General features: G+C 60.1%; 24 protein-coding genes and 1 riboswitch. Of the genes, 15 read left to right on the top strand and 9 right to left on the bottom strand.

From position 1 onward, the window contains the following. Position 1 precedes the first annotated feature (1 nt). Entirely contained in the window at positions 2 to 1,054 is a 1,053-nt protein-coding gene (hisC, locus tag TX23_RS07045; protein WP_057701582.1) for a histidinol-phosphate transaminase, read from the top strand. 64 nt (positions 1,055 to 1,118) lie between these two features. Here hisC and TX23_RS07040 read toward each other — a convergent pair whose 3' ends face one another. Together TX23_RS07040 and upp are read right to left on the bottom strand one after the other, a co-directional pair. Continuing rightward, positions 1,119 to 2,393 (bottom strand): uracil-xanthine permease family protein, encoded by a 1,275-nt coding sequence (locus tag TX23_RS07040; RefSeq protein ID WP_057701581.1) that lies wholly within the window; start codon positions 2,391 to 2,393, stop codon positions 1,119 to 1,121. A 2-nt stretch (positions 2,394 to 2,395) separates the two neighbouring features. Next, positions 2,396 to 3,034 carry a uracil phosphoribosyltransferase gene (gene upp, locus TX23_RS07035; protein ID WP_003188608.1) on the bottom strand — a complete coding sequence of 213 codons (639 nt, stop codon included), beginning with the start codon at positions 3,032 to 3,034 and terminating at the stop codon, positions 2,396 to 2,398. A 164-nt stretch (positions 3,035 to 3,198) separates the two neighbouring features. On the opposite strand from upp, the gene TX23_RS07030 reads away from it, so the two are divergent. The 3 genes from TX23_RS07030 to TX23_RS07020 all read left to right on the top strand — a co-directional run bounded on the left by TX23_RS07030 (position 3,199) and on the right by TX23_RS07020 (position 4,715). Then, positions 3,199 to 3,756: a hypoxanthine-guanine phosphoribosyltransferase gene (locus tag TX23_RS07030; RefSeq protein ID WP_005784869.1), complete on the top strand. Its 558-nt coding sequence runs from the start codon at positions 3,199 to 3,201 to the stop codon at positions 3,754 to 3,756. Between the two features lie 3 nt (positions 3,757 to 3,759). Then, positions 3,760 to 4,227 carry a WbuC family cupin fold metalloprotein gene (locus TX23_RS07025; protein WP_057701580.1) on the top strand — a complete coding sequence of 156 codons (468 nt, stop codon included), beginning with the start codon at positions 3,760 to 3,762 and terminating at the stop codon, positions 4,225 to 4,227. 200 nt (positions 4,228 to 4,427) lie between these two features. Beyond that, on the top strand, positions 4,428 to 4,715 hold the full coding sequence (locus TX23_RS07020) for a PA4642 family protein (protein ID WP_043050771.1): 288 nt from the start codon (positions 4,428 to 4,430) through the stop codon (positions 4,713 to 4,715). 94 nt (positions 4,716 to 4,809) lie between these two features. Here the strand turns inward: TX23_RS07020 and mqo are convergent, their stop codons facing one another. Then, positions 4,810 to 6,348, bottom strand: a complete 1,539-nt coding sequence (mqo, locus tag TX23_RS07015; RefSeq protein ID WP_057701579.1) for a malate dehydrogenase (quinone) — start codon at positions 6,346 to 6,348, stop codon at positions 4,810 to 4,812. A 727-nt stretch (positions 6,349 to 7,075) separates the two neighbouring features. After that, a complete protein-coding gene (locus TX23_RS07010; protein WP_057701578.1) occupies positions 7,076 to 7,309 on the bottom strand; it encodes a hypothetical protein in 234 nt (77 codons plus the stop codon). A 182-nt stretch (positions 7,310 to 7,491) separates the two neighbouring features. Here TX23_RS07010 and TX23_RS07005 point away from each other — a divergent pair, with 182 nt between their 5' ends. Continuing rightward, positions 7,492 to 8,076: a YajG family lipoprotein gene (locus TX23_RS07005; RefSeq protein ID WP_043050774.1), complete on the top strand. Its 585-nt coding sequence runs from the start codon at positions 7,492 to 7,494 to the stop codon at positions 8,074 to 8,076. Between the two features lie 60 nt (positions 8,077 to 8,136). On the opposite strand, the gene TX23_RS07000 is transcribed toward TX23_RS07005, so the two are convergent. After that, positions 8,137 to 8,346: a hypothetical protein gene (locus TX23_RS07000; protein ID WP_057701577.1), complete on the bottom strand. Its 210-nt coding sequence runs from the start codon at positions 8,344 to 8,346 to the stop codon at positions 8,137 to 8,139. Between the two features lie 182 nt (positions 8,347 to 8,528). Between TX23_RS07000 and TX23_RS06995 the strand changes: the two genes are divergently transcribed. After that, positions 8,529 to 8,777: a hypothetical protein gene (locus TX23_RS06995; RefSeq protein ID WP_057701576.1), complete on the top strand. Its 249-nt coding sequence runs from the start codon at positions 8,529 to 8,531 to the stop codon at positions 8,775 to 8,777. Between the two features lie 166 nt (positions 8,778 to 8,943). Here TX23_RS06995 and TX23_RS06990 read toward each other — a convergent pair whose 3' ends face one another. After that, positions 8,944 to 10,107 carry a 1-acyl-sn-glycerol-3-phosphate acyltransferase gene (locus TX23_RS06990; RefSeq protein WP_186559221.1) on the bottom strand — a complete coding sequence of 388 codons (1,164 nt, stop codon included), beginning with the start codon at positions 10,105 to 10,107 and terminating at the stop codon, positions 8,944 to 8,946. Positions 10,108 to 10,238: 131 nt separating this feature from the next. Here TX23_RS06990 and TX23_RS06985 point away from each other — a divergent pair, with 131 nt between their 5' ends. From TX23_RS06985 to TX23_RS06970, 4 genes are all read left to right on the top strand, one after another. Next, positions 10,239 to 10,421, top strand: a complete 183-nt coding sequence (locus TX23_RS06985) for a CPXCG motif-containing cysteine-rich protein (RefSeq protein ID WP_034126324.1) — start codon at positions 10,239 to 10,241, stop codon at positions 10,419 to 10,421. Positions 10,422 to 10,433: 12 nt separating this feature from the next. Then, positions 10,434 to 10,694 (top strand): putative signal transducing protein, encoded by a 261-nt coding sequence (locus TX23_RS06980; protein WP_057701574.1) that lies wholly within the window; start codon positions 10,434 to 10,436, stop codon positions 10,692 to 10,694. 37 nt (positions 10,695 to 10,731) lie between these two features. After that, entirely contained in the window at positions 10,732 to 11,352 is a 621-nt protein-coding gene (locus TX23_RS06975) for an SOS response-associated peptidase (RefSeq protein ID WP_057701573.1), read from the top strand. Between the two features lie 109 nt (positions 11,353 to 11,461). Beyond that, positions 11,462 to 12,280: a M48 family metallopeptidase gene (locus tag TX23_RS06970; protein WP_057701572.1), complete on the top strand. Its 819-nt coding sequence runs from the start codon at positions 11,462 to 11,464 to the stop codon at positions 12,278 to 12,280. A 123-nt stretch (positions 12,281 to 12,403) separates the two neighbouring features. On the opposite strand, the gene TX23_RS06965 is transcribed toward TX23_RS06970, so the two are convergent. The 3 genes from TX23_RS06965 to TX23_RS06955 form a co-directional block, all read right to left on the bottom strand. Next, complete coding sequence (locus TX23_RS06965) at positions 12,404 to 12,988, bottom strand: TMEM165/GDT1 family protein (protein ID WP_005784895.1); 585 nt, start codon at positions 12,986 to 12,988, stop codon at positions 12,404 to 12,406. A gap of 87 nt (positions 12,989 to 13,075) precedes the next feature. Further along, positions 13,076 to 13,197, bottom strand: a riboswitch (yybP-ykoY riboswitch). Between the two features lie 50 nt (positions 13,198 to 13,247). Continuing rightward, positions 13,248 to 14,246 carry a class I SAM-dependent methyltransferase gene (locus TX23_RS06960; RefSeq protein WP_057701571.1) on the bottom strand — a complete coding sequence of 333 codons (999 nt, stop codon included), beginning with the start codon at positions 14,244 to 14,246 and terminating at the stop codon, positions 13,248 to 13,250. 31 nt (positions 14,247 to 14,277) lie between these two features. Further along, positions 14,278 to 15,240 carry a 2-hydroxyacid dehydrogenase gene (locus TX23_RS06955; protein WP_189663558.1) on the bottom strand — a complete coding sequence of 321 codons (963 nt, stop codon included), beginning with the start codon at positions 15,238 to 15,240 and terminating at the stop codon, positions 14,278 to 14,280. An 87-nt stretch (positions 15,241 to 15,327) separates the two neighbouring features. Here TX23_RS06955 and TX23_RS06950 point away from each other — a divergent pair, with 87 nt between their 5' ends. From TX23_RS06950 to TX23_RS06930, 5 genes are all read left to right on the top strand, one after another. Then, positions 15,328 to 15,960, top strand: a complete 633-nt coding sequence (locus TX23_RS06950; protein WP_057701570.1) for a LysE family translocator — start codon at positions 15,328 to 15,330, stop codon at positions 15,958 to 15,960. 265 nt (positions 15,961 to 16,225) lie between these two features. Continuing rightward, positions 16,226 to 17,908 (top strand): fatty acid--CoA ligase, encoded by a 1,683-nt coding sequence (locus TX23_RS06945; RefSeq protein WP_057701569.1) that lies wholly within the window; start codon positions 16,226 to 16,228, stop codon positions 17,906 to 17,908. Between the two features lie 332 nt (positions 17,909 to 18,240). Next, positions 18,241 to 20,100 carry a DUF1302 domain-containing protein gene (locus tag TX23_RS06940; protein WP_057701568.1) on the top strand — a complete coding sequence of 620 codons (1,860 nt, stop codon included), beginning with the start codon at positions 18,241 to 18,243 and terminating at the stop codon, positions 20,098 to 20,100. Between the two features lie 42 nt (positions 20,101 to 20,142). Continuing rightward, a complete protein-coding gene (locus TX23_RS06935) occupies positions 20,143 to 21,507 on the top strand; it encodes a DUF1329 domain-containing protein (protein WP_005784906.1) in 1,365 nt (454 codons plus the stop codon). Positions 21,508 to 21,759: 252 nt separating this feature from the next. Beyond that, positions 21,760 to 24,492, top strand: a complete 2,733-nt coding sequence (locus tag TX23_RS06930; protein ID WP_057701567.1) for a LuxR C-terminal-related transcriptional regulator — start codon at positions 21,760 to 21,762, stop codon at positions 24,490 to 24,492. Positions 24,493 to 24,501 lie beyond the last annotated feature (9 nt).

Genomic DNA, 24,501 nt, shown 5'->3' with positions numbered 1-24,501 from the left:
GATGAGTAAATTCTGGAGCCCTTTCGTCAAGGACCTCGTGCCTTACGTCCCTGGCGAGCAGCCAAAGCTGACCAAGCTGGTCAAGCTCAACACCAACGAAAACCCATACGGCCCATCGCCCAAGGCGCTGGCGGCCATGCAGGCCGAGTTGAACGACAACTTGCGCCTGTACCCGGACCCCAACAGCGACCTGCTCAAGCAGGCCGTGGCCAGGTATTACGGGATCGACGCCGGCAAGGTGTTCCTCGGCAACGGTTCCGACGAAGTGCTGGCGCACATCTTCCATGGTCTGTTCCAGCACGATCTGCCGTTGCTGTTCCCGGATATCAGCTACAGCTTCTACCCGGTGTACTGCGGCCTGTACGGCATCACGTTCGACGCGGTGCCATTGGACGAGCAGTTCCAGATTCGCGTCGCTGACTATGCCAGGCCCAACGGCGGCATCATCTTCCCCAACCCGAACGCGCCCACCGGCTGCGTGTTGGCGCTGGATACTGTGGAACAGATACTCAAGGCCAGCCCGGATTCGGTGGTAGTGGTCGATGAAGCCTACATCGACTTCGGCGGCGAAACCGCTATCAGCCTGGTTGACCGTTACCCGAACCTGCTGGTGACCCAGACCCTGTCCAAATCGCGCTCACTGGCTGGTTTGCGTGTGGGCCTGGCCGTGGGCCACCCAGACCTGATCGAAGCGCTGGAGCGGGTCAAGAACAGCTTCAACTCCTATCCGCTGGACAGGCTGGCGATTGTTGGCGCGGCGGCGGCGTTCGAAGACCGTGAATACTTCGAGCAGACCTGCCAGAGGGTGATCGACAGCCGCAACAAGGTGGTCGCGCAACTGGAAGGCAAAGGGTTTGAAGTGTTGCCCTCGGCGGCGAACTTCATCTTTGCGCGCCACCCACGGCATGACGCTGCTGGATTGGCAGCCAAGTTGCGTGAGCAGGGGGTTATCGTGCGGCACTTCAAGCAGGAGCGGATTGCCCAGTTCCTGCGGATCAGTATCGGTACGCCTGAGCAGAACCAGGCGCTGATTGATGGGCTCGGCGAGCTCTAATTCTTTACAGGCAGTAAGGGCTTGCCCGCAATGAGGTCACCAGCTACACCAGAAAACTGGAGGCTTAGATCAGCGGCTCATCCGGCTTCTTGTTCTTCCAGCCATCATTACCTGGCAGCAGCAGGTTCAAACCTATCGCCACCACGGCGCACAGGGCGATGCCCTTGAGGCCGAAATCATCCGGGCCGGTGCCGGTACCCACCAGCACACCGCCAATCCCGAACACCAACGTTACCGACACAATCACCAGGTTGCGTGCTTCACCCAGGTCGATCTTGTGGCGAATCAGCGTGTTCATCCCCACTGCGGCAATCGAGCCGAACAGCAGGCATAGAATCCCGCCCATCACCGGCACGGGGATGCTCTGCAGCAGTGCGCCGAACTTGCCGATAAACGCCAGGCTGATGGCAAACACTGCCGCCCAGGTCATGATTTTCGGGTTGTAGTTCTTGGTCAGCATCACGGCGCCGGTCACCTCGGCGTAGGTGGTGTTCGGCGGGCCGCCAAACATGCCGGCAGCCGTGGTGGCGATACCGTCACCCAGCAAAGTGCGGTGCAGGCCAGGCTTTTTCAGGTAGTCGCGACCGGTCACGCTGCCCACCGCAATCACGCCGCCGATATGTTCGATCGCCGGGGCCAGGGCCACCGGGACGATAAACAGGATCGCCTGCCAGTTGAACTCAGGTGCAGTGAAGTGGGGTAGGGCGAACCACGGCGCAGCCGCGATCTTTGCCGTGTCGACCACGCCAAAGTAGAACGACATGGCAAAACCCACCAGCACGCCGGAGATGATCGGCACTAGGCGGAAAATGCCTTTGCCGAACACGGCCACGATCAAGGTGGTCAGCAGTGCGGGCATCGAGATCAGCATCGCCGTCTGGTAATGGATCAACTCGGCGCCGTCGCCGGATTTGCCCATGGCCATATTGGCCGCAATCGGCGCCATGGCCAGGCCGATCGAGATGATCACGGGGCCGATGACCACCGGTGGCAGCAGCCGGTCGATAAAACCGGTGCCCTTGACCTTCACGGCCAGGCCCAGGAACGTATAGACGAAGCCGGCTGCCATCACCCCACCCATGGTCGCCGCCAGGCCGAATTGGCCCTTGGCGAGGATGATCGGAGTGATAAACGCGAAGCTTGATGCCAAAAATACCGGCACCTGCCGCCCTGTCACCACCTGGAACAGCAAGGTGCCCAGGCCGGCGGTGAACAGTGCGACGTTTGGATCAAGACCTGTGATCAGCGGCATCAACACCAGCGCGCCAAATGCTACGAAGAGCATCTGTGCGCCAGACAGGATCTGGCGCCAAAGCGGGTCGTTGAATTCATCCTGCATGTTCACGCGTCCTTCTGCTTGGTGCCGAAGATCTTGTCACCGGCATCGCCAAGGCCCGGGATGATGTAGCCGTGTTCATTCAGGCGCTCATCGATGGATGCGGTGTAGATCTGCACATCCGGGTGGGCCTTCTCGACGGCGGCGATGCCTTCGGGCGCAGCCACCAGCACCATGGCGCGAATGTCCCGGCAACCGGCTTTTTTCAGCAGGTCGATGGTCGCAACCATGGAACTGCCAGTGGCGAGCATCGGGTCGATGATCATGGCCAGGCGCTCGTTGATTTCCGGAACAAGCTTTTCCAGGTAGGTGTGGGCCTGCAGTGTTTCTTCATTGCGGGCAACGCCCACGGCGCTGACCTTGGCGCCCGGGATCAGGCTGAGTACACCTTCGAGCATACCGATACCGGCACGCAGGATAGGCACGACGGTAATTTTCTTACCGGCGATTTTCTCCACTTGTACGGGACCGGCCCAACCGGGGATCTCGTAGGTTTCCAGGGGTAAATCCTTGGTGGCTTCGTAAGTCAGCAGCGCTCCGACTTCCTGAGCAAGCTCACGGAAATTCTTCGTGCTAATGTCGGCACGGCGCATAAGGCCGAGTTTGTGTCGGATCAGCGGGTGGCGGATCTCGCGAGTGGGCATGGGAAAGGCTCCGGCGGCGGGCAAAAAAACCGGCCTAGATTAATCTATCCGAGGGTGTTGTCCTATAGACATCAAGTACGTTAGTCCATAAAGGCTTGATTGGAGCGCACGAGAAGCGTACCTTCGCCCGCTTTTCTTGCCACAGCACCCCCTTGGAGAGCGCCATGTCTGCTGATCTCGAGCATATCCGTCAAATCATGCACGAGGCTGACTGCCTGTACACCGAAGCGCAGGTCGAAGCAGCAATCGCCAAGGTCGGCGAGCACATCACTCGCGAAATGGCCGACACCAACCCGGTGGTCTTTTGCGTGATGAACGGTGGTCTGATCTTCGCCGGTAAATTGCTTACCCACCTGCAATTCCCACTGGAAGCCTCATACCTGCACGCCACCCGTTATCGCAACGAAACCAGCGGCGGCGACCTGTTCTGGAAGGCCAAGCCGGAAGTTTCGTTCATCGATCGCGATGTGCTGATCATCGACGACATCCTCGATGAAGGTCATACCCTGGGGGCGATCATTGATTTCTGCAAACATGCTGGCGCGCGCAAAGTGCACACCGCCGTACTGATCGATAAAGACCACGACCGCAAAGCCCGTCCTGAACTGAAAGCCGATTTTGTGGGTCTGCCGTGCGTCGACCGCTATATCTTTGGTTATGGCATGGACTACAAAGGCTACTGGCGTAACGCCAATGGCATCTTTGCCGTTAAAGGAATGTAATCGATGGCCCGCTTTCTTGATCAGACTCTGTTTGCCGAATTGGCCGAGAAAGCGGCCGCCAACCCCCGTGGGCGTCAGAACGTCAACTTCCATGAGATGCAAGAGCCTTGTCATCGCATGGCAGTCGGCTTGCAGCCCAGCACCTATGTGCAGCCTCATCGTCACCTGAGCGCCGATAAGGCCGAGACCTTGCTGGTGCTCAAGGGGCGTCTGGGAATCCTGATTTTCAGCGAGACCGGCGAACTGCTCAGCAAGCGTGTGTTGGAAGCGGGCGGGGAATGCCAGGGCGTCGACCTGTCGCCCGGCGTTTTTCATGGCCTGGTGGTGCTGGAGCCAGACAGCATCATGTTTGAATGCAAAGCAGGCCCTTATCGTCCTGTTGGCGATGGCGAACTGGCAAGCTGGGCGCCTCGTGAAGGCGAGGTGGGGATGGCGGAGTATCACCGCTGGATGCTTGCCCAGTTCGATTGAACACTGACATCCAAATGCAGGAGCGAGCTTGCTCGCGAAAAACGTCAACGATAACGCGTGCTTCCTGAATGAACGCGGCGCCTTAGAGCTTTTCGCGAGCAAGCTCGCTCCTACAGGTATTAGGGCAAGCCCCTCCCACATACTGCGTCGCGCAGGTAGACTTCTAGCCCCGTGTAAATGTCTGCAGGCTGGAGTCGGTAATGCGTAAAGATAAGAAACAGGTGATTGGCGACGAGATCGGTGACGACCAAATCAAGTTGTTCCTGGACTTTGAGCCGGTTGATGCGACTTCACCGTCCCTGCACAAACTGATCAAGGCCTATCGCGGCCTGCGTATCGACGATTTCGAGCGTTTCCTGGGCTTTTTCAAAGAAGCAGGCCTGGACCTGGATGGCCAGGATGAGCATGGCCAGACCTTTGTCGACCTGATCAAGGACCAGCGCAACGCCGCCGAATACATCGAGCTGATCGACAAAGCCCGCGGCTGATTATCCGAGCCACGAAAAAACGCCCCGGCCTCATGAGAGGCCGGGGCGTTTTGCTTTCAACGGTAGGCGCGAGCTTGCTCGCGAAGAGCCTGCGTTAATCCACTTGCGCTGCGTTATCGTTGACGTTTTTCGCGAGCGAGCTCGCTCCTACAGGGTCCACCAGCTCAAGGCTGATGTTGTTTTGCGTGTTGATCTTGCGATACAGCTCGGCGTCCGTCTCCAGAACCTTTTCCCGCGCCGGGAAGATCTCGTGCAGCTTGCTCGCCCATTCACCGGCAGTTTTCTCCGGGAAGCAGCGCTCGATCAGCTCCAGCATGATCGAGACGGTGACCGAAGCACCAGGAGACGCGCCCAACAGCGCCGCAAGCGAACCGTCCTTGGCAGCAACCAGTTCGGTGCCGAACTGCAGCACGCCGCCTTTCTTCGGGTCTTTCTTGATGATTTGCACCCGCTGGCCGGCCACTTCCAGGCGCCAGTCTTCGGCTTTCGCCTCGGGGTAGAAGCGACGCAGGGATTCCAGGCGCTGTTCCATGGACTGGCGTACTTCGCTGACCAGGTACTTGGTCAGGTCCATGTTGTCGCGGGCCACGGCCAGCATCGGGCCGATGTTGCCGGCGCGAATCGACATCGGCAGGTCAAGGAACGAGCCGTGTTTGAGGAACTTGGTGGTAAAGCCTGCGTATGGCCCGAACAGCAGGGATTTCTTGCCATCCACTACGCGGGTGTCCAGGTGCGGCACGGACATGGGCGGCGAGCCCACGGCGGCCTGGCTGTAAACCTTGGCCTGGTGCTGCTTGACCACTTCCGGGTTGTCGCAACGCAGCCACTGGCCACTGACCGGGAAGCCGCCGAAGCCTTTGCTCTCTTCGATGCCCGAGGCTTGCAGCAGCGGCAGAGCCGCGCCACCTGCGCCAAGGAACACGAACTTGGCGTCCACTTCGCGGCTGTTGCCGCTGTTAACGTCCTTGATGCTCACGGTCCAGCCGGCGCCGTTGCGCTTGAGGCCGGTGACGCGCTTGCAGTACTTGACCTGGGCATCCGCAGAGCTGGTCAGGTGGCTGAGCAACTGATTGGTCAGGGCACCGAAGTTGACGTCGGTGCCGTTCATCACGCGGGTAGCGGCGATTTTTTCGTCGAGCGGGCGGCCCGGCATCATTAGCGGCATCCACTCGGCCATCTCACTGCGGTCTTCGGTGTAATGCATATCCGAAAACGCGTGGTGCTGGCTGAGGGTCTCAAAGCGCTTCTTGAGGAAGGACACGCCTTTGTCGCCCTGCACGAAGCTCAGGTGCGGGACCGGGCTGATGAACGACCTGGACGAGCCAAAGGTGCCTTTCTTGGTCAGGTAAGCCCAAAACTGCTTCGACACCTCGAACTGGGTGTTGATGTGCACGGCTTTCTTGATATCGATGGAGCCATCGGCGGCCTGCGGCGTGTAGTTCAGCTCACACAGCCCGGCATGGCCGGTACCGGCGTTGTTCCACGGGTTGGAACTCTCCGCGGCACCCGAATCCATCAGCTCAACGACTTCCAGCTTGAGGCCGGGGTCGAGCTCTTTGAGCAGTACGGCCAGGGTGGCACTCATGATGCCGGCCCCTACCAGAACTACGTCGACTGCTTCGTTATGCGCCATTTAACGCGTCTCCAAAATCTGCAGCACCAAATTGACGGCATGGCTGCCAGGAGTGACGGGGCGGTTCACGTGTTGCCCCAGGTTACCCATGGCCAGGATCGCCATGTCCGTTTCGCAATTCTTTGCAACTTCAGCACACGCTTCCTGCCGGGCTAATCTGCCTATGAACGCATTCATGGGCGCCTGTGGCAATTCGACTTATGGTCAAAGCGTGCGATTCGTGCAACCAATCCGTAGCGGACAGGCTCAAGCTCCGGTTTTTGAGGAAGGCTCGATCCTGTGTAATTGGGCTGACCCAGACGCTGATGGTGCTTGTACAAACGCCAAACTATTCATTTGCTCGCCACACTCTTGTGAAGTTGTGAAAACCCGTTTTTTCACGCTCTTTTGAAGACGTGAACCTCAAAAAAGGGCTGCCCCAGCCTGGCACCTGGCCCGTAAACCTTTGCCGACACGCGGCAAAACGGGCAAACAACACAAGTGGCCGAGCGCAATGGCAGCTCTGGCAGATTCGATAAAAGGCGGGGTGGTTTGCAAAGGAAACAGCAAGCACGCCAGCTTCACTCGATCTGTGTGGGCGGCTCTCTGTGGGCGATTTGGGGGTTAATGCCTGGGCATTAACGATGCTGCGGGGCCCGATCAGGAGACGTCCTTATAATCGGGGGGAGATTGTAGCGAAGAACGCCAAGGAAATGGGCGTGTTTTATGACTTTTATTCGGGTCCCGGTCAGGAGGCCAACGCTTGCCGATGTTGTGCGCGAAAAACCTGCGGGCTGACCCGGGCGCTGGCCGGCAGGGGGCGGTGCATCCAGCCCAGGTGAGTCTCGGTCACTTCAACCCAACCTTCACCGACGGGCGGCAGGCTGCATTGCTTGAATGCCTGGCAATGGCCCTGGGCGTCGAGCAGGGCAAAGTGGCGATGACGGGCGTGTGACATGAACAGGGTCTTGAGAAGGCGCATGGCTGTGTACCTGGTGTGTTACATGCTTGAAGAGTGCCAGTGTGGCATGACACTGCGGTGACCAATTTATGCGAATTTGTAATTTGCCCTTGGCTTCAGCCACCGTTCAGGATTGCTGGTGAGTGGCGTGCGTGCACCGTTATACTGGCGACCTGTCTGCGCCTAGTCCTGGAGAAATGAGTATGTTGCAACGCCTGTTGTTCGGTTTGATCACTGTGACCAGTTTGACCCTGGTTGGCTGCGCCAACAGCCCGCAACAACTCAGCCCGCAACCTAAAGTCACTGCGCCGTTGGCTGCGGTAGGCCATGGCCAGCCGGTCTCGGTACGCGTGGTCGACGGGCGTCCGTCGCCGACCCTGGGCTCGCGTGGCGGCCTGTACCCGGAGACCGCACTGATTTCGGTGACCGGCCAGGATGTGCTGCCCAAGCTGCAGGCCCAGGCTGAAGCTGCTGTGCGTTTGCTGGGCTTTACGCCGACCAACTCGCCAGGTGTGCCGCAACTGACCGTGACCCTGGCCGAGCTGAAGTACCAATCGCCCAAAGAGGGGCTGTATGTGACCGAAGCCTCCATCGGCGCGACCTTCAAGTCTGACGTCAGCGCCGGTACCCGTCGCTACAGTGGTCGCTACGCTGCTTCGCTGAACCAGCGCTTTGGCATGTCGCCCAACCAGGAAACCAACACTAAATTGGTCAGCGATGTGCTCAGTGATGCCTTGACCCGCCTGTTCAAGGACCCAAGCATCGGTCAACTGCTCAGCGCGCAATAAGCCGGTTATAAAAAAACCGGGCTCATCACTGAGCCCGGTTTTTTTGTGCCTGTAGTTTGGTCAGGCGGCCGTATCGACATAAAAGTCCAGCATGCTCACGCCGGTAAGAAAATCCAGCTCCGGCAGGTCGGCATGTTGGTGCCCGCCGAGGGCGCAATACACCAGCCAATGGCGGTCCTGAACGTTGAACGCAAGGCTGCCGACCAGCGCCTCTTGCTCATCGCTTTGGGCGATCAGATACAGCCGATCCTGGTTTTGCGCATGCAACATGACAAGCTCCTCAAGCGTCGAAGGGCAACAGAGTGGCTTGTTAAGGTGACGTTCAGGTGACGCTGTAAATTACTGGATACATTAACCGTCAACGGAGAAGGAGCATTAACGGCGCAGGAGGCGACTATCGTTCAGGTTGGTATCTGGACTGATATCCGAATACTGATTCGCCGAGGTTTGCGATGGCGCTGCTCATCAATGCTATTGCCCTGTTGGTTGCCTGCTCGGGCGCCCTGGTGCTGTTCATCACCCGCTTGCATGCGCAACGTGCGATGGCCGATTTGGCCATGCGCAGCGAAGAGCGCGCTATCGACCAGCCGATGCTCTTTCTGGATACGCACACTGAACGGGCGCATCGTCAGGCATACCGCGTCGGGTTCGGCTGCCTTGGCCTGGCCCTGGCAATCTCCTGGCTCAGCACCCATTTCTAATTTCACTGCAAAACCAAATGTGGGAGCGGGCTTGCCCGCGAAGGCGGTGTATCAGCCACTGAGTCTTTAACTGAATCACTGCTATCGCAGGCGAGCCAGCTCCCACACTGGCCATGTACTGCCCGTAGAATCAGCGCCTGCCACATATCCCCTGTAGGGGCACATATTACAGGGGGATCCCGGCCTTGACCCGATACTGATTGCGTACCGGCGTCGCATACTGCACCACCAGATAAGGCCGGTGCTCCGCCGGGCACTCATTCAAGCGCCGCTCCCATTCCGCCTTGGCCTTGGCCAGCTCATCGGCCGGGAATACGTCCGCCGCTTTGGGCACCTGCAGTTGCGGGTCGGCATCGCTCCACTGCGCGTACGCCAGGTAATGCACCGGGAATAAGCGGTAGCCACCGAGGATCTGCCGATCCATTTCCACTGCCAGCAGCTTGGTATCTTCGAAGCGCTCGGTAATCGGCGGCGCAAAATTCACGTGCACCCGGCCTTTGTAGCCGGTGATACCCAGGGCAATGCTCACGTCGTCCTCGCCCGGCGCCTTGGTGTAGGTGCCGGTGGTGGCGCGGATGTACAGCTCGCGGGCCTTGGCGGCATCGCAAGGGTCGTACTCGTAGCTGATGGACACCGGCGTCAGGTTCAACGACTGAATGACCTCGGCAAACGGCTCGTCCTTGCGGCTGACGTGGAACATTTTGAGGATTGCCGATTCGGTACGGTCATCACCATCCTTGGCCCGGCCTTCGGCCTGGGCGATCCAGATCGACTGGCAGTCGTTGCGGATCGAGTGGTTGATATAGGCCGACAGCAGGTTGTAGGCCGCCATCTTCTCCTTTCGCCCGGTGATCGAACGGTGCACGATGAAACTCTTGTTCAGGCGCATCAGGTCGCTGACAAACGGCTTTTGCAGCAGGTTGTCACCGATGGCGATGCGTGGCGTCGGCAGGCCGGCGTGGTATACGGCATAGTTGACGAAGGCCGGGTCCATCACGATGTCGCGGTGGTTGGCCAAAAACAGATAAGCGGTGCCGGATTTGAGCTGCTCGACGCCGGTGTAGGTCACGCCGTCGGTCGCCCGGTCAATGGTGTGGTCGACGTAGTACTCGACTTTGTCTTGCAGCGTCGCCACGGTGGTGACGCCGGCAAACTCACGGCGCAATTTGCGCGCGATCATCGGCTTGAGCAACCAGCCCAGGGCGCCGGCAAAGCGCGGGAAGCGAAAGTGGGTCAGGATGTCCAGAAAGGCCTTGTCACTGAACAGACGCGCCAGCACTGCCGGGACTTCGCTGTCGTTGTAAGGTCGGATGGTATCGAATTCGCCCATCATGCTCTCTTGTTAGAAACGGCTAGGGTAAGTAAAGGAAATAGCAGGGGCGGCGTGAGTAAACTGGCTCTGCCGGAATAGCCCTGTAAATAGACCGGCGATTATACGCACAAGTCACCTGGGAGACTGCGATGCTGGAAACTGCGCTGTACGATTGTCCTTATTGTGGCGAAGCGGTCGAGACAACCGTGGATTTGTCTGGCGGGGACCAGACCTATATAGAAGACTGCCAAGTGTGTTGCCGGCCGATCACGTTCGACCTGCAAGTTCATGGTGAAGAGTGGATGCTTGAAACCCGCAGCGAAAATGAATAGCAGGTAAGCCCCATGCAGCGAATCTACGAACCGGAAAACCTGATGGAGGGCGAGTTGCTGCAGCAGATGCTTGCCAGTGAAGGCATCGAAGCGCACCTGGTGGGGCGCCACTTGCTCGGTGGTACCGGCGAGTTGCCAATCTTCGGTTTGCTGGGGATGGAGGTCGATAACGATCAGGCGGCTGATGCCCGAGAGCTGATTACTGCCTATATTGGCGCGCAACCGTTGCCCGGCGACGAACCCGACAGCTTCCCCGACGTACTGGTCTGTTAGGCTGTCGGTCGGTTTACCCCAAGAGTCGTGTTGCCCCATGTGTGGACGTTATGCCCTGTTTCGCTGGAACCCTGCCTTTGCTGCCTTGCCGGGCTTCCCCGCCGACCAGCAGGCCCAGTGGAACATTTCCCCGAATGATTCGGTACTGATCCAGCGCCTGAGCGAAGGCCAGCTCACCCTGGCGCGTGCCCGTTGGGGCCTTACGCCGCCCTGGCTGACAGACATGTCGCGCACCCCAGCCCATGCCCGCGCCGAAACCCTGGCCGAACAACCGATGTTCCGTGAAGCGTTCCGCCAGCGCCGCTGCTTGCTGCCGGCCAACGGTTTCTACGAATGGCGCGGCACCCAGCGCAAGCGCCCGTATTGGTTGACGCCGGGGGAGGGTTCTACCTTGTTTTTTGCCGCAATCTGGGAGGCGTATCCCGTGCAGGAGCAGGTGTGGCTGAGTACCGCGGTGGTCACCCAGGCGGCGCAAAGCCAACGTCGGCCATTGATTCTTGATGCGGCGGGGCAGGCCGCCTGGCTCGATCCCGAGACGCCGTTGCAGGTGCTGCAAGGGTTGCTGGCGGGTGAGCCCAGCGCTTTGCGTGAGCGCGTGCTGGCCAATATGGTCAATGATCCAAAGCTCAATGGGCCGGAGTGCCTGACCCCGGCTTGAGCCTGCACTGTGGGATGTATCCGAAAATCAGCGGTTAAATGTCTGATGTATCTGGCGCCAATACCAACGACCGCCTACGATACGCGCCATGTTTTCAGGGAGCGTGTTCATGAAGAAGTCATTGGCGGTAAGCGGTTTGGTTGCAGCGATGTTGCTGGCGGGTTGCCAGTCGGTCAACACGACCAGCGGCGGAGCCGTTGGGGTTGAGCGCAAGCAATACATGTTCAGCATGTTGTCGAGCCAGGAAGTCGACCAGATGTATGCCCAGTCCTACCAGCAGACCCTGGGTGAAGCCAGTGGCAAAGGCGTTCTGGACAAGACCAGCGCCAACGCCAAGCGTGTGCAGGCCATCGCCAAGCGCCTGATCGCTCAGGCGCCGACCTTTCGCGCGGACGCCGCCCAGTGGAACTGGGAAGTGAACCTGATCAAAAGCGACGAGATGAACGCCAACTGCGGGCCTGGCGGCAAGATCCTGGTGTACAGCGCGTTGATCGACAACCTCAAGCTCACCGACGATGAGTTGGCCGCAGTGATGGGCCATGAAATCGCCCACGCCCTGCGTGAGCATGGTCGTGAAGCGATGTCCAAGGCATACGGTATCGAGATGGCCAAGCAGGGCGCCGGGGCCCTGTTCGGTCTCGGCCAGGACAGCCTGGCACTGGCCGATACCGTGGCCAACTATGGCATGACCTTGCCCAACAGCCGCAGCAACGAAAACGAAGCCGACCTGATCGGCCTGGAGCTTTCGGCGCGTGCCGGATATAACCCGAACGCGGCGATCACGCTGTGGAATAAAATGGCCAAGGCTTCCGAAGGCGCGCCGCCGGAATTCATGAGCACTCACCCGGCTTCCGACAGCCGGATCGCTTCGTTGCAGGCCGCGATTCCGAAGGTAATGCCGCTGTACCAGCAGGCCAAAAAATCCTGATGGGCGCCGTGTAGCAGCGAGCTTGCTCGCGAAAAACTCACCGGCGCCGCGTTTATTCAGGCAGTACGCGTTATCGTTGACGTTTCTCGCGAGCAAGCTCGCTCCTACAGGCATCAAGGCAAACTAGATCCAGCCACTGCTTTGCATGGCTTTGTAGACCGCCACGATTGCCAGCACAAAAAACGCCGTAGCCGCCAATCGACGAATCAAGGTCAGCGGTAGTTTCTCCGCGGCGAAATTCCCCGCCAGAACCACCGGTACGTTGGCAATCAACATGCCCAGGGTGGTGCCGATAATCACCAGCCACAACTCCGGATACTGCGCGGCCAGCATGACCGTGGCGATCTGGGTCTTGTCGCCGATTTCCGCAAGGAAGAACGCAATCAGCGTGGTCAGGAATGGCCCGAACTTGCGTGTGGTGCTGGCTTCGTCATCATCGAGCTTGTCCGGCACCAGGGTCCAGAGTGCCGTGGCACAGAAGCTCGCCGCAAGAATCCAGTGAAGCACCGCATCCGAGAAGAAACTCCCGAACCAGGCCCCCACGGCGCCGGCCGCCGCATGGTTGGCCAGGGTCGCGGCGACGATGCCGGCGATGATTGGCCAAGGCTTGCGAAAGCGGGCAGCAAGAATGAGCGCGAGCAGTTGCGTCTTGTCGCCGATTTCGGCCAAGGCAACGATTGCAGTAGGAACGAGTAGTGAATCCAGCATCAGGTAGTTTCCAGGGGCGGGTCGACACGGCTATGACACGTACAGCCTTCCCGCCCCGGGTAAGGTGTGCGTGTCATAGGTCTTGTCAAACCCCGGTCCGTCTGTGCGGACTCCTGGGTCGCATACGCCATGATCTGCTGACCAAGTATGTTGACGTATGCCGGACGAGCATGGCGCTCGTGGGAGACTACTCCCCTAGGACGCTGCGGATTCTGCCTAGGCAAAACCCATTCGGCAAGCCTTCTTTTTCAAAGGCCCTTCAGGGGCGCTTGGCGCGGTAGATACGAAAACCATTGCCTTCGGCCTTGATCGCGCAGATACCCAAATGCTCTTCGATCAGCGGCTGGTACTTCAGAAAGCTGTTGGCGACAAGGCGCAGTTCGCCGCCTTTTGCCAGATGTTTGGCCGCTTTTCGCAGCAAGTTCTCCGTGGCGAAATAATCGGTGTGCACCCCGACATGGAACGGAGGGTTGCTCAAAATCGCGTTCAAACCCATCGGTGCGGCATCGATTCCATCACCGGTCAGCACCTCGGCTTCCAGCCCGTTCGCCGCCAGCGTCAGCCGACTGCTGGCCGCCGCAAAGGCATCCACATCCAGCATGGTCACGGTGTTATGCGGGTAGCGACGCTTGACCGCAGCCCCCAGTACCCCGGCGCCGCAACCGAAGTCGAGCAGGTGCCCGCTTGGCAGTTTGTCCAGATGCTCCAGCAGCAACTCGGTGCCGCGGTCCAGGCGGCCATGGCTGAACACGCCCGGAAGGCTCACCACCTTCAGCGGGCCTTCGGCCAGCGGTACGTCGAAAACCTGCGCCAGGCTTTCCAGCTCCACGGCTTGCGGAGCATTGGCGACGGTGACTTGCCACAGCTGGCAATGCCGCGCGTTATCCAGCTTGCGTGGCTTGCCCAGAGGGCTCATCTGCTTGGCGGCGCTTTCGATGCCACCTTTTTTCTCACCTACCAGAAACAACTCGGCGCCAGGCAGGCGCGCGGCTACGGCGTTGAGCAGGTAGTGGGTGAGGTCCTTGGACTTGGGCAGGAAGATCACCGCCGCATCAAAGGCACGCTCGGGCACATTTACCCCGAACTGGCTGCGCTCGGGAAACCGCGCATCAAGCGCCGCCTGGTCGCCGGCGTGCCAACACCAGCCATGGGCGTTGGGCAGGCGCCCGAGCAAATCGTCGGCAGGCAGACCTGCCAGCAGCAGGTTGCCTTGAAAAAGTTCGGCCTGGCGAAGCAGTACTTCACTGCGCGGATCCATGGTCTGCTCCTTGAAAAAGGGGCGCAGTTTATCAACTGACGACGCGCAGCGGGGCACCGCTGAAAAAGCCTCGGGCGTTTTCCGTCAGTTGGCCGACGATCCGTTGCCGCGCTTCGCGACTGCCCCAGGCGTTGTGGGGCGTGACAATCAAGCGAGGAATGTCGCCGGCCAGCAGCGGGTTGCCATTGACCGGCGGCTCCACACTCAACACGTCGGTCGCCGCGCCACCCAAATGCCCGCTGCGCAACGCGTCCGCCAAGGCCTGTTCGTTGATCAAGCCACCGCGTGCGGTGTTGACGATAAACGCGCCGGGCTTGAGCAGCGCCAGTTCACGGGCGCCGATAAAGTCGCGGGTGTGTTCATTGAGCGGGCAATGCAAGGTCAGCGCATCGACCTGGGCCAGCAGTTCATCCAGTGGCACGCGGTCGGCGCGGGCAGGGCGCCCGGGAATTGCGCCGAGCACCACACGCATACCGAAGGCTTCGGCCAGACGCGCCACGGCACTGCCCAGTTCGCCATGGCCGAGCAGGCCGAGGGTTTTGCCTTCCAGTTCGACGATTGGATGGTCCAGCAGGCAGAACTGCCGGGCCTGCTGCCATTTACCGGCGGCTACATCCTGTTGGTAGTCTTTCAGACGCGTGGCGAGGTTGAGCAGCAGCATGATCGTGTGCTGGGCCACCGACGGCGTGCCGTAACCCTGGCAGTTGCTCACGGTGATGCCATGGGCGCGAGCGGCTTCAAGGTCGATATTGTTGGTGCCGGTGGCCGATACCAGGATCAGCTTGAGCTCGGGGCAGGCCGCCAGGGTTTGCGCCGTGAGCGGGATTTTGTTGCTGATCGCAACTTGAGCGCCCTGCAAGCGCTCCAGCACATTCTGCGCCGTGGTCTGTTCAAACAACTGCAGCTCGCTGAAGCAGTCACGCAGACCGCTGAGGTCAAGGTCGCCCAAGTCCAGCGAAGAGTGGTCGAGGAAGACGGCGCGGCGATTGTTCATGATCAACTGTACCTTTTGCGACGAGGTTCGAAGGCGTAATCTTCCGAGCCTATCAGATGAAATAATCAGTTACTTAATGGAGTGAGCATGTACGTCGCCGAGTTTTTGACCGTAGCCTTGATTCACTTGTTGGCGGTGGCCAGCCCCGGCCCGGATTTCGCCGTGGTGGTCCGTGAGAGCGTGACCCACGGGCGCCGCGCCGGCACCTGGACGGCCCTGGGCGTTGGCACGGCGATTTTCGTGCATGTGGGTTATTCGCTGTTGGGGATCGGTTTGATCGTGTCCCAGTCCATCGTGTTGTTCAATGCGCTCAAATGGGCTGCCGCGGCGTACCTGCTGTATATCGGCTTCAAGGCCCTGCGTGCGCAGCCGGCCAAGCCCACCGCCGAGGGCGAGCTGCACCGTGAAGCGGGCGAGCGCACCCCACGCGGCGCGTTTACCGCAGGCTTTGTGACCAATGGCTTGAACCCCAAGGCCACGTTGTTCTTCCTCTCGCTGTTCACCGTGGTGATCAACCCCCACACGCCGCTGGCGGTACAGGCTGGTTACGGTGTGTACCTGGCGGTGGCCACGGCCCTGTGGTTTTGCCTGGTGGCCATGTTGTTCAGCCAGCAACGCGTACGTGCCGGGTTTGCGAAGATGGGCCACTGGTTTGATCGGACCATGGGCGCGGTGTTGATTGCGATTGGGGTGAAGCTGGCGTTTACCAGCATGAAGTAATCAATTTTCTCAAGGGTACACAGCTCAAATGTGGGAGGGGGCTTGCTCCCGATAGCGGTGTGTCAGCCCTACATAAGCTGACTGACACCCTGCTATCGGGGGCAAGCCCCCTCCCACATGGGTCTTCCCTAAGCCGCGGATACTGGCGCAAAGCTAGCATTTGCTGAGTTCTGCAAATCATTCCTTTGGCTGATTTGGCTGAAACATAAGCCCTCTACAGTGCAGGTCTTAAAGCCAAGACCGCGCAGTCATTAAAGGGATTCGTATGTTGCAGACCCGTGTCATCCCGCCCGCCGAAGGTGCGTACCAATACCCGCTGCTGATCAAGCGCCTGCTGATGTCCGGGACTCGCTATGAGAAGACCCGGGAGATCATCTACCGTGACAAGCTGCGCTACACCTACCCGACGCTGATCGAGCGCGTTGCGCGCCTGGCTAATGTGCTGACCGAAGCCGGGGTCAAGGCCGGTGATACCGTGGCGGTGATGGATTGGGACAGCCACCGTTACCTGGAATGCATGTTCGCCATTCCGATGATCGGCGCGGTTATCCACACCATCAACGTGCGCCTGTCACCGGAACAGATTCTCTACACCATGAACCACGCCGAAGATCGCTTTGTGCTGGTCAACAGTGAGTTCGTGGGGCTTTACCAGGCGATTGCCGGGCAACTCACTACCGTCGACAAGACCTTGTTGATTACCGATGGTGACACCAGGACCGCAGAGTTACCCAACCTGGTCGGCGAATACGAAACCCTGCTGGCCGCCGCCAGCCCCCAATACGACTTCCAGGACTTCGACGAAAACTCCGTCGCCACCACCTTCTACACCACCGGTACCACCGGCAACCCCAAAGGCGTGTATTTCACCCACCGCCAACTGGTGCTGCACACCATCGGCGTGGCGACCATCATGGGCAGCGTCGACAGCGTGCGTTTGTTGGGCACCAACGATGTGTACATGCCGATCACACCGATGTTCCACGTACACGCCTGGGGCCTGCCGTATGTGGCGACCATGCTCGGCTTGAAGCAGGTCTACCCGGGGCGCTACGACCCGGAATACCTGGTGCAGCTGTGGCGCGAGGAGAACGTCACGTTCTCGCATTGTGTGCCGACCATTCTGCAAATGGTGCTCAACGCCAAGGCTGCCCAGGGTGTGGATTTTGCTGGGTGGAAAATCGTCATTGGCGGCAGCGCGCTCAACCGCTCGCTGTACGAAGCCGCCAAGGTCCGCGGCATTCAATTGACCGCCGCCTATGGCATGTCCGAGACCGGGCCGCTGGTGTCCTGCGCGCACCTCAATGAGGAGTTGATGGCCGGCAGCGAAGACGAACGCACCACCTACCGCATCAAGGCCGGTGTGCCCGGGCCGTTGGTTGAGGCGGCAATCATGGACACCGACGGCAATTTTCTCCCCGCCGACGGCGAAACCCAGGGCGAACTGGTGCTGCGCGCACCCTGGCTGACCGAGGGTTACTACAACGAACCGCAAAAGGGCGCCGAACTGTGGGCGGGCGGCTGGATGCACACCGGCGATGTGGCCACGCTGGATGCGTTCGGCGTGATTGATATCCGCGATCGCATCAAGGATGTGATCAAAACCGGTGGCGAGTGGATCTCGTCCCTGGCCCTCGAAGACCTGGTCAGCCGCCACCCGGCGGTACGCGAGGTAGCAGTGGTGGGCATCGCCGATCCGCAATGGGGCGAGCGCCCATTCGCCTTGCTGGTGGTGCATGAGGGCCATGTGATTGGCGCGCGGGAGCTCAAGGAGCACCTCAAACCTTTCGTTGAACTTGGGCATTTGAGCAAATGGGCGATTCCAAGCCAGATCGCGGTTGTTACTGAAATTCCCAAGACCAGTGTAGGAAAGCTCGACAAAAAACGTATCCGTATCGACATCATCGAATGGCAAGCCAACAACAGCACGTTCCTGTCTACGCTTTAATGCCCCTCGCCGCGCCCTTTCGGGCGCGGCAATGCTCTATCTCAAGCCTCTACTTGTGATTTGCCGAATTTCAGCCATCCTTCCCGCGTCGACCTTCGTCGGCGTGGCGAAAGGGTTGTGGCAGACAGGTTGGTGATGCAAATCACACTTTAGAGGGATCAAGCACTACCCCCCTCTGGCTATAGTCCCTTTCAGAGTTTTTCGCGGATGTTGCGCGTCGAGCCATGGAGGCTCGATTGCGGTTCGGCATTGGAATCGTTGTATCCCGGCCGTTACATCTGAAGAAAGGGCTCACTGCCATAACAATAAAATATGCACATGGAGTAGCGTCGATGACCCAAGTAAACCAGTTCTGGCGCCGGGCAAGACTGCCCCTGGCCGTCAGTCTCGCTTCTACGCTCGCCGGGCCTGCATTCGGCGTCAGTTTCAACATCGGTGAAATCGAAGGGAGCTTTGACTCCTCGCTTTCGGTGGGCGCGAGCTGGTCTACGGCCAAGCCCAATCGTGATCTGATTGGCGCCAACAATGGCGGCAAGGGCCTGTCCCAGACCTCCGATGACGGCCACTTGAACTTCAAGCGCGGCGAGACGTTCTCGAAGATCTTCAAGGGCATCCATGACCTGGAACTGAAGTACGGCGACACCGGCGTGTTTGTGCGTGGCAAGTACTGGTACGACTTCGAGCTCAAGGACGAAAGCCGTCAGTTCAAGGACATCAGCGACAACAACCGCAAAGAAGGCGCCAAGTCTTCGGGCGGGCAGATTCTCGATGCCTTCGTCTACCACAACTACTCGATTGCCGATGCCCCGGGTTCGGTGCGTTTCGGCAAGCAGGTGGTGAGCTGGGGCGAAAGCACCTTCATCGGTGGCGGCATCAACTCCATCAACCCGATCGACGTGTCAGCGTTTCGTCGTCCGGGGGCCGAGATCAAGGAGGGCCTGATTCCGGTCAACATGTTCTACGTGTCCCAGACGCTCACCGACAACCTGTCGGCCGAGGCGTTTTACCAACTGGAATGGGACCAGACCGTCACCGATAACTGCGGCACCTTCTTCTCGCAGCCGGACGTGATTTCCGATGGTTGCAGCAATAACCTGCGGGTGCTGAACAAGCGCTCGACCATTCCCGGCGCGGCACTGCCGACCCTGGGTGCCCTGGGCGTGGACGTCAACAACGAGGGCGTACTGGTGCGCCGTGGGCCGGACCGTGATGCTCGTGACAGCGGCCAGTTCGGCGTGGCCATGCGTTACAACTTCGAACCGCTGGACACCGAGTTCGGCGCCTACTTCATGAACTACCACAGCCGTGCGCCGATTTTCAGTGCACAGGGCGCGCCGTCGGCGGCCTATACCCGTCCACTGGGCCCGCTGGGAGCATTGCGTCCGCTGATCGTGGCGGGCAGCTCGAACTACTTCGTCGAGTACCCGGAAGATATCCGCCTCTACGGCTTGAGCTTCTCCACCACGTTGCCTACCGGCACCGCCTGGAGTGGTGAATTGAGCTATCGGCCGAATGCGCCGGTGCAGTTGAGCACCACCGACATTCTGTTCGCCGGTGTCACGCCGATTCCCGGCTTTGGCAATGCTTCGGTGCTCAAGGGCTCGCCCGGCCAGGACCTGCATGGCTACAACCGCAAGGAAGTCACCCAATTCCAGACCACCTTCACGCATTTCTTCGACCAAGTGATGGGCGCCAGTCGCCTGACCACTGTGGGTGAAATCGGTGTGACCCATGTGGGTGGCCTGGAAAGCAAGTCTCAGGCCCGTTATGGCCGCGATCCGGTATTCGGCCCAGGCACGCTGCCGGGTGGGTTTTGCAACGCGCTGAACAACTCCACCGCCAACGGCGCCGGCCTGCCCAACGCTGCCGGCCTGAACACCAACTGCAACAACGACGGCTACACCACGGCAACTTCCTGGGGCTACCGTGCCCGTGCCATCTGGGAATACCCGGACGTGTTCGCTGGCGTGAACCTCAAGCCCAACGTGGCCTGGTCCCATGACGTCAAAGGTTACTCGCCAGGCCCAGGCGGCAACTTTGAAGAGGGTCGCAAGGCGGTCAGCCTGGGCCTGGATGCCGAGTACCAGAACACCTACACCGCGAGCCTGGCGTACACCAACTTCTTTGGTGGCAAGTTCAGCACCGTGGATGACCGCGACTTTGTCGCCTTGAGCTTCGGCGCCAACTTCTAAGCACACTCTTTTCAAGTGGCATGTATTCAGGAAGACCAGAGTATGAAAATAACTAAAAGTCTGTTGCACGTCGGTGTGCTTGGGCTGTCGATCCTGGCGAGCAACGTCATGGCGGCAGTCTCGGCGGATGAAGCTGCCAAGCTCGGTACTACCCTGACCCCGATGGGCGCCGAGATGGCGGGCAACGCGGCCGGCACCATCCCCAAATGGTCACCCTTGCCGACCAACGCAGGTGCCGTGGATGCCCGCGGTTTCCTGGCCAACCCGTATGCCAGCGAACAACCGCAATTCACCATCACTGCGCAGAACGTCGAACAGTACAAGGACAAGCTGGCTCCAGGGCAGTACGCGATGTTCAAGCGTTACCCCGACAGCTTCAAGATGCCGGTCTACCCGACTCATCGCGGTGCCACGGTGCCGGCTGATGTGTTCGCCGCCATCAAGAAAAACGCCACCACCACCAACCTGGTGTCCGGCGGCAATGGCCTGGAAAACTTCGAGACCGCCGTGCCGTTCCCGATTCCCAAAACCGGCGTTGAAGTCATCTGGAACCACATCACCCGTTATCGCGGCGGCAGCGTGACCCGTTTGGTCACCCAGGCTACGCCGCAAACCAACGGCTCCTACAGCCTGGTGTACTTCCGCGACCAGTTCGTGTTCCGCGACAAGATGAAGGATTTCGATCCGAAAAATCCGGGCAATATCCTGTTCTACTTCAAGCAGCAAGTCACCGCCCCGGCGCGTCTGGCCGGTGGTGTACTGCTGGTGCACGAAACCCTGGACCAGGTGAAGGAGCCGCGTTCGGCGTGGGTCTACAACGCCGGCCAGCGCCGTGTGCGTCGGGCACCGCAAGTGTCCTATGACGGGCCGGGTACTGCTGCCGATGGCCTGCGTACCTCCGACAACCTCGACATGTACAACGGTGCGCCGGATCGCTACGACTGGAAGCTGGAAGGCAAGAAAGAAATCTACATCGCCTCCAACAGCTACAAGATCGACGATCCGAAGCTCAAGTACGCCGACATCATCAAGGCCGGCCACATCAACCAGGACCTGGCGCGCTACGAGCTGCGCCGCGTCTGGCACGTGGTCGCCACCTTGAAGGAAGGCCAGCGCCACATCTACGCCAAGCGTGACTTCTTTATCGACGAAGACACCTGGCAAGCGGCGGTGATCGACCACTACGACGGCCGTGGCCAACTGTGGCGCGTCGCCGAGGCCCATGCCGAGAACTACTACGACAAACAAGTGCCGTGGTACGCCCTGGAAACCCTCTACGACCTGCAGTCCGGCCGCTACCTGGCCCTGGGCATGAAGAACGAAGAGAAACAGGCTTATGACTTCGGCTTCACCGCCACCACCAGCGACTTCACCCCAGCGGCCCTGCGCCAGGACGGTGTTCGCTAACCACTGCTGATGTATCCCCTGTGGGAGGGGGCTTGCCCCCGATAGCGGCTCGACAGTCGATAGCTATGTTGACTGATCCACCGCAATCGGGAGCAAGCCCACTCCCACTTTTTGTTTGTGGTGTCTTCTGGGATATTTCTTGTCGCAGTTCTTTTTCAGCCATTTGTTGCAAAGATCTACAATCCCGCCGCTTTTACCGCTAGTCTGCGGACATCTGCAATGCCGACAACAGCCTTCTACAAGAGCCCGGCGATGACTGATCTGTCCCGAATTCAAGCGCCTGCCGGTGTGGTGATACCAACCCTGGAAGGCCGTTTCTACAGGCCTCCTTTGCCTGATGGCTACGTGCTGCGCCCGCGCCTGTGCGAACGGTTGAATGCCGGGCTGGAGGGGCGACTGTTGCTGGTCTGCGCGCCCGCGGGCTTCGGCAAGAGCTCGTTGGCGGTGGAGTTCTGTCAGGGCCTGCCCGCGCACTGGCAAAGTCTGTGGCTGGGCCTGAGCCCGCGGGACAATGACCCTGGCCGCTTCCTTGAGCGGTTGCTCGACGGCTTGCAGCACTATTTTCCGCAGCTGGGCGCCCAATCCCTGGGCCTGCTGAAAATGCGTCAGCGTCATCAACCCTTTGCCTTTGAAGAGTGGCTGGACGGCTTGCTCGATGAGCTGGCGGAGCATCTGTCCACACGCTCGCCGCTATTGCTGGTGCTGGATGACTACCACCTGGCCCAGGGCCCGGTGCTGGATCGTTGTCTGCAATTTTTTCTCAATCATTTGCCCGATGGCCTGTTGGTACTGGTTACCAGCCGGCAGCGTCCGGACTGGCACCTGGCACGCCTGCGTTTGTCGCGGCATCTGCTGGAGTTGCATGAACAAGACCTGCGCCTGACCCACGACGAATCCCTGGCCGTGCTGGATGGACACAGCAGCGGGTTGGGCGGCGAGGCATTGGAAAACCTGATCCGCCGCAGCGAGGGTTGGGTCGCCGGCCTGCGCTTCTGGCTATTGGCCGCGTCCGAAGCCGGTGGTAATGAGGGGGCCTTGCCCCAAAGCCTGCACGGTGGCGAAGGGTTGATCCGGGATTACCTGCTTGAAGAAGTCATCGACTGCCTGCCTGCCGACGTGCAGGCGTTCCTGTACGACACCGCGCCCCAGGAGCGTTTTTGCAGCGAGTTGTGTGATGCACTCCGCGAAGCCCATGACAGCGCCGAAATCCTGAGGTATTTGCAGGCCCATCAGGTATTCCTGGTGCCGCTGGATGAACAGGGCCACTGGTTCCGCTATCACCATTTGTTTTCCGACCTGCTGCGTACCCGTCGCGAGAAGAGCGCCACCTTGCCGCCGGCCAGCTTGCACTTGCGCGCCTGCCGCTGGTTCAACGCCCAGGGCTTGATCGACGAGGCGGTGGAGCAGGCGCTGCGGGCCGGCCATCTGGACGTGGCGGCGAACCTGGTCCAGAACCTGTCCGAAGAGCAGCTGTTGGCGGAGCAGAATGTGGGCATGTTGCTGCGCTGGAAGATGGACTTGCCCGACAGCCTGCTGATCAGCACGCCGCGTTTGATCGTGCTCTACAGCTGGGCATTGGGGCTGGCGTGCCAATTGGACGCGGCGCAGGAGCTCTCCGGCTACCTCAGCCGCTTCCTGCCGGCACCCTCGGCGACCGCGCAAAAATCCATGTTGGCCCAGTGGCTGGCGTTGAGCGGAATCATTGCCCGCGGGCGCGGGGATCACGAATTGACCCAGCGCTATTGCAACGAGGCATTGGAAAGCCTGCCGCAAAAGCGCTACGGCCAACGCCTGATGTGCCTGTCGACCCTGTCCAATCTGGCGATTGTCGATGCCGACCTGTGGCGCGCCCGCGGTTTGAACCGCGAATCCCTGGAACTGGCGCAGCGCGTCGGTAACCCGTTGTTTGAAGCCCTGGCTCATTACGACCGGGCAAGGGTTCTGCAGGCGCGTGGCGAAATCCTGCGCTCACTGGATGAAGTACGCCAGGGCCTGGAACGCCTGCACGGCCTGGCGCCCCAGCGCCTGTATGCGGTGCGGGCGCGGCTGTCGCTCTACGAAGGTTACCTGCTGCTGGCGCGTTACCAGCCCGAAGCCGGCCTTGTGCGTTTGCGTACGGGCCTGGCCGAAGCCCGCGCCTGTCGGGATATCAGCGTACTGATCGGGCATTGCGTGATCGCCAGCTATGAAGGGCGGCGCGGCCAGTTTGCCAATGCCTTTGCCGAGCTGGCCGAGGCCGAGCGCTTGATGCACATCTGGGACGTACCGCCGATCTATTACCTGGCGATGATTACGCTGATCAAATGCGAGCTGTGGTTGGCTCAAGGCCGTATCGACCTGGCGGACGCCTGGCTGACCCGGCTGGGGCAGACTTACAACGGCGAGCACGCCGCCGCCGCGCCGGAATTTCATCCACATCTGCCGCAACATATCGAACTGCAACAAGCCGCGCTCGATGCGATACGCAGTCAGCCCGACACCGCGTTGCGACGCCTGGAAGAACTGGCGCAACAGTCCCAAAACAGCGGGCGTCAGATGATTGCCTTGATGGCGCTGACCCAGCAGGCACAGCTTCTGTTGGCGTGCGGCCAGGAAGCCAAGGCCCGGGCAGTATTGGTACGTGCACTTGAAGCCGGCTCGGGTGGCGCATTGCAGCCATTTCAGCGGCTGCTGGAGGGCCACCCGGACTGGATGCGCGAGCAGTTGGGCAAGGATCCCCATGGCTTGCTGAACCAGAGCTTGCTGGCGCTGCTGCCCCAGGTCAGCGTGGTCCAGGCCCCGGCTCATCAGGAAACCCTGAGTACGCGGGAGCTGGCGGTGCTGCAACTGATTGCCCAAGGCTGTTCAAACCAGGAAATCAGCAACCAGCTTTTTATCTCCTTGCACACGGTCAAGACCCACGCCAGCCATATCAACAGCAAGCTCGGCGTGGAGCGCCGAACCCAGGCAGTGGCGCGAGCCAAGGCCATGGGCTTGCTGGCCTGAGCCCAGCGC

Source organism: Pseudomonas paralactis, assembly GCF_001439735.1.
GTDB classification, from domain to species: domain Bacteria; phylum Pseudomonadota; class Gammaproteobacteria; order Pseudomonadales; family Pseudomonadaceae; genus Aquipseudomonas; species Aquipseudomonas paralactis.
The sequence above is the reverse complement of the archived record's forward strand: the minus strand, read 5'-3'. Positions and strand labels throughout refer to the sequence as shown.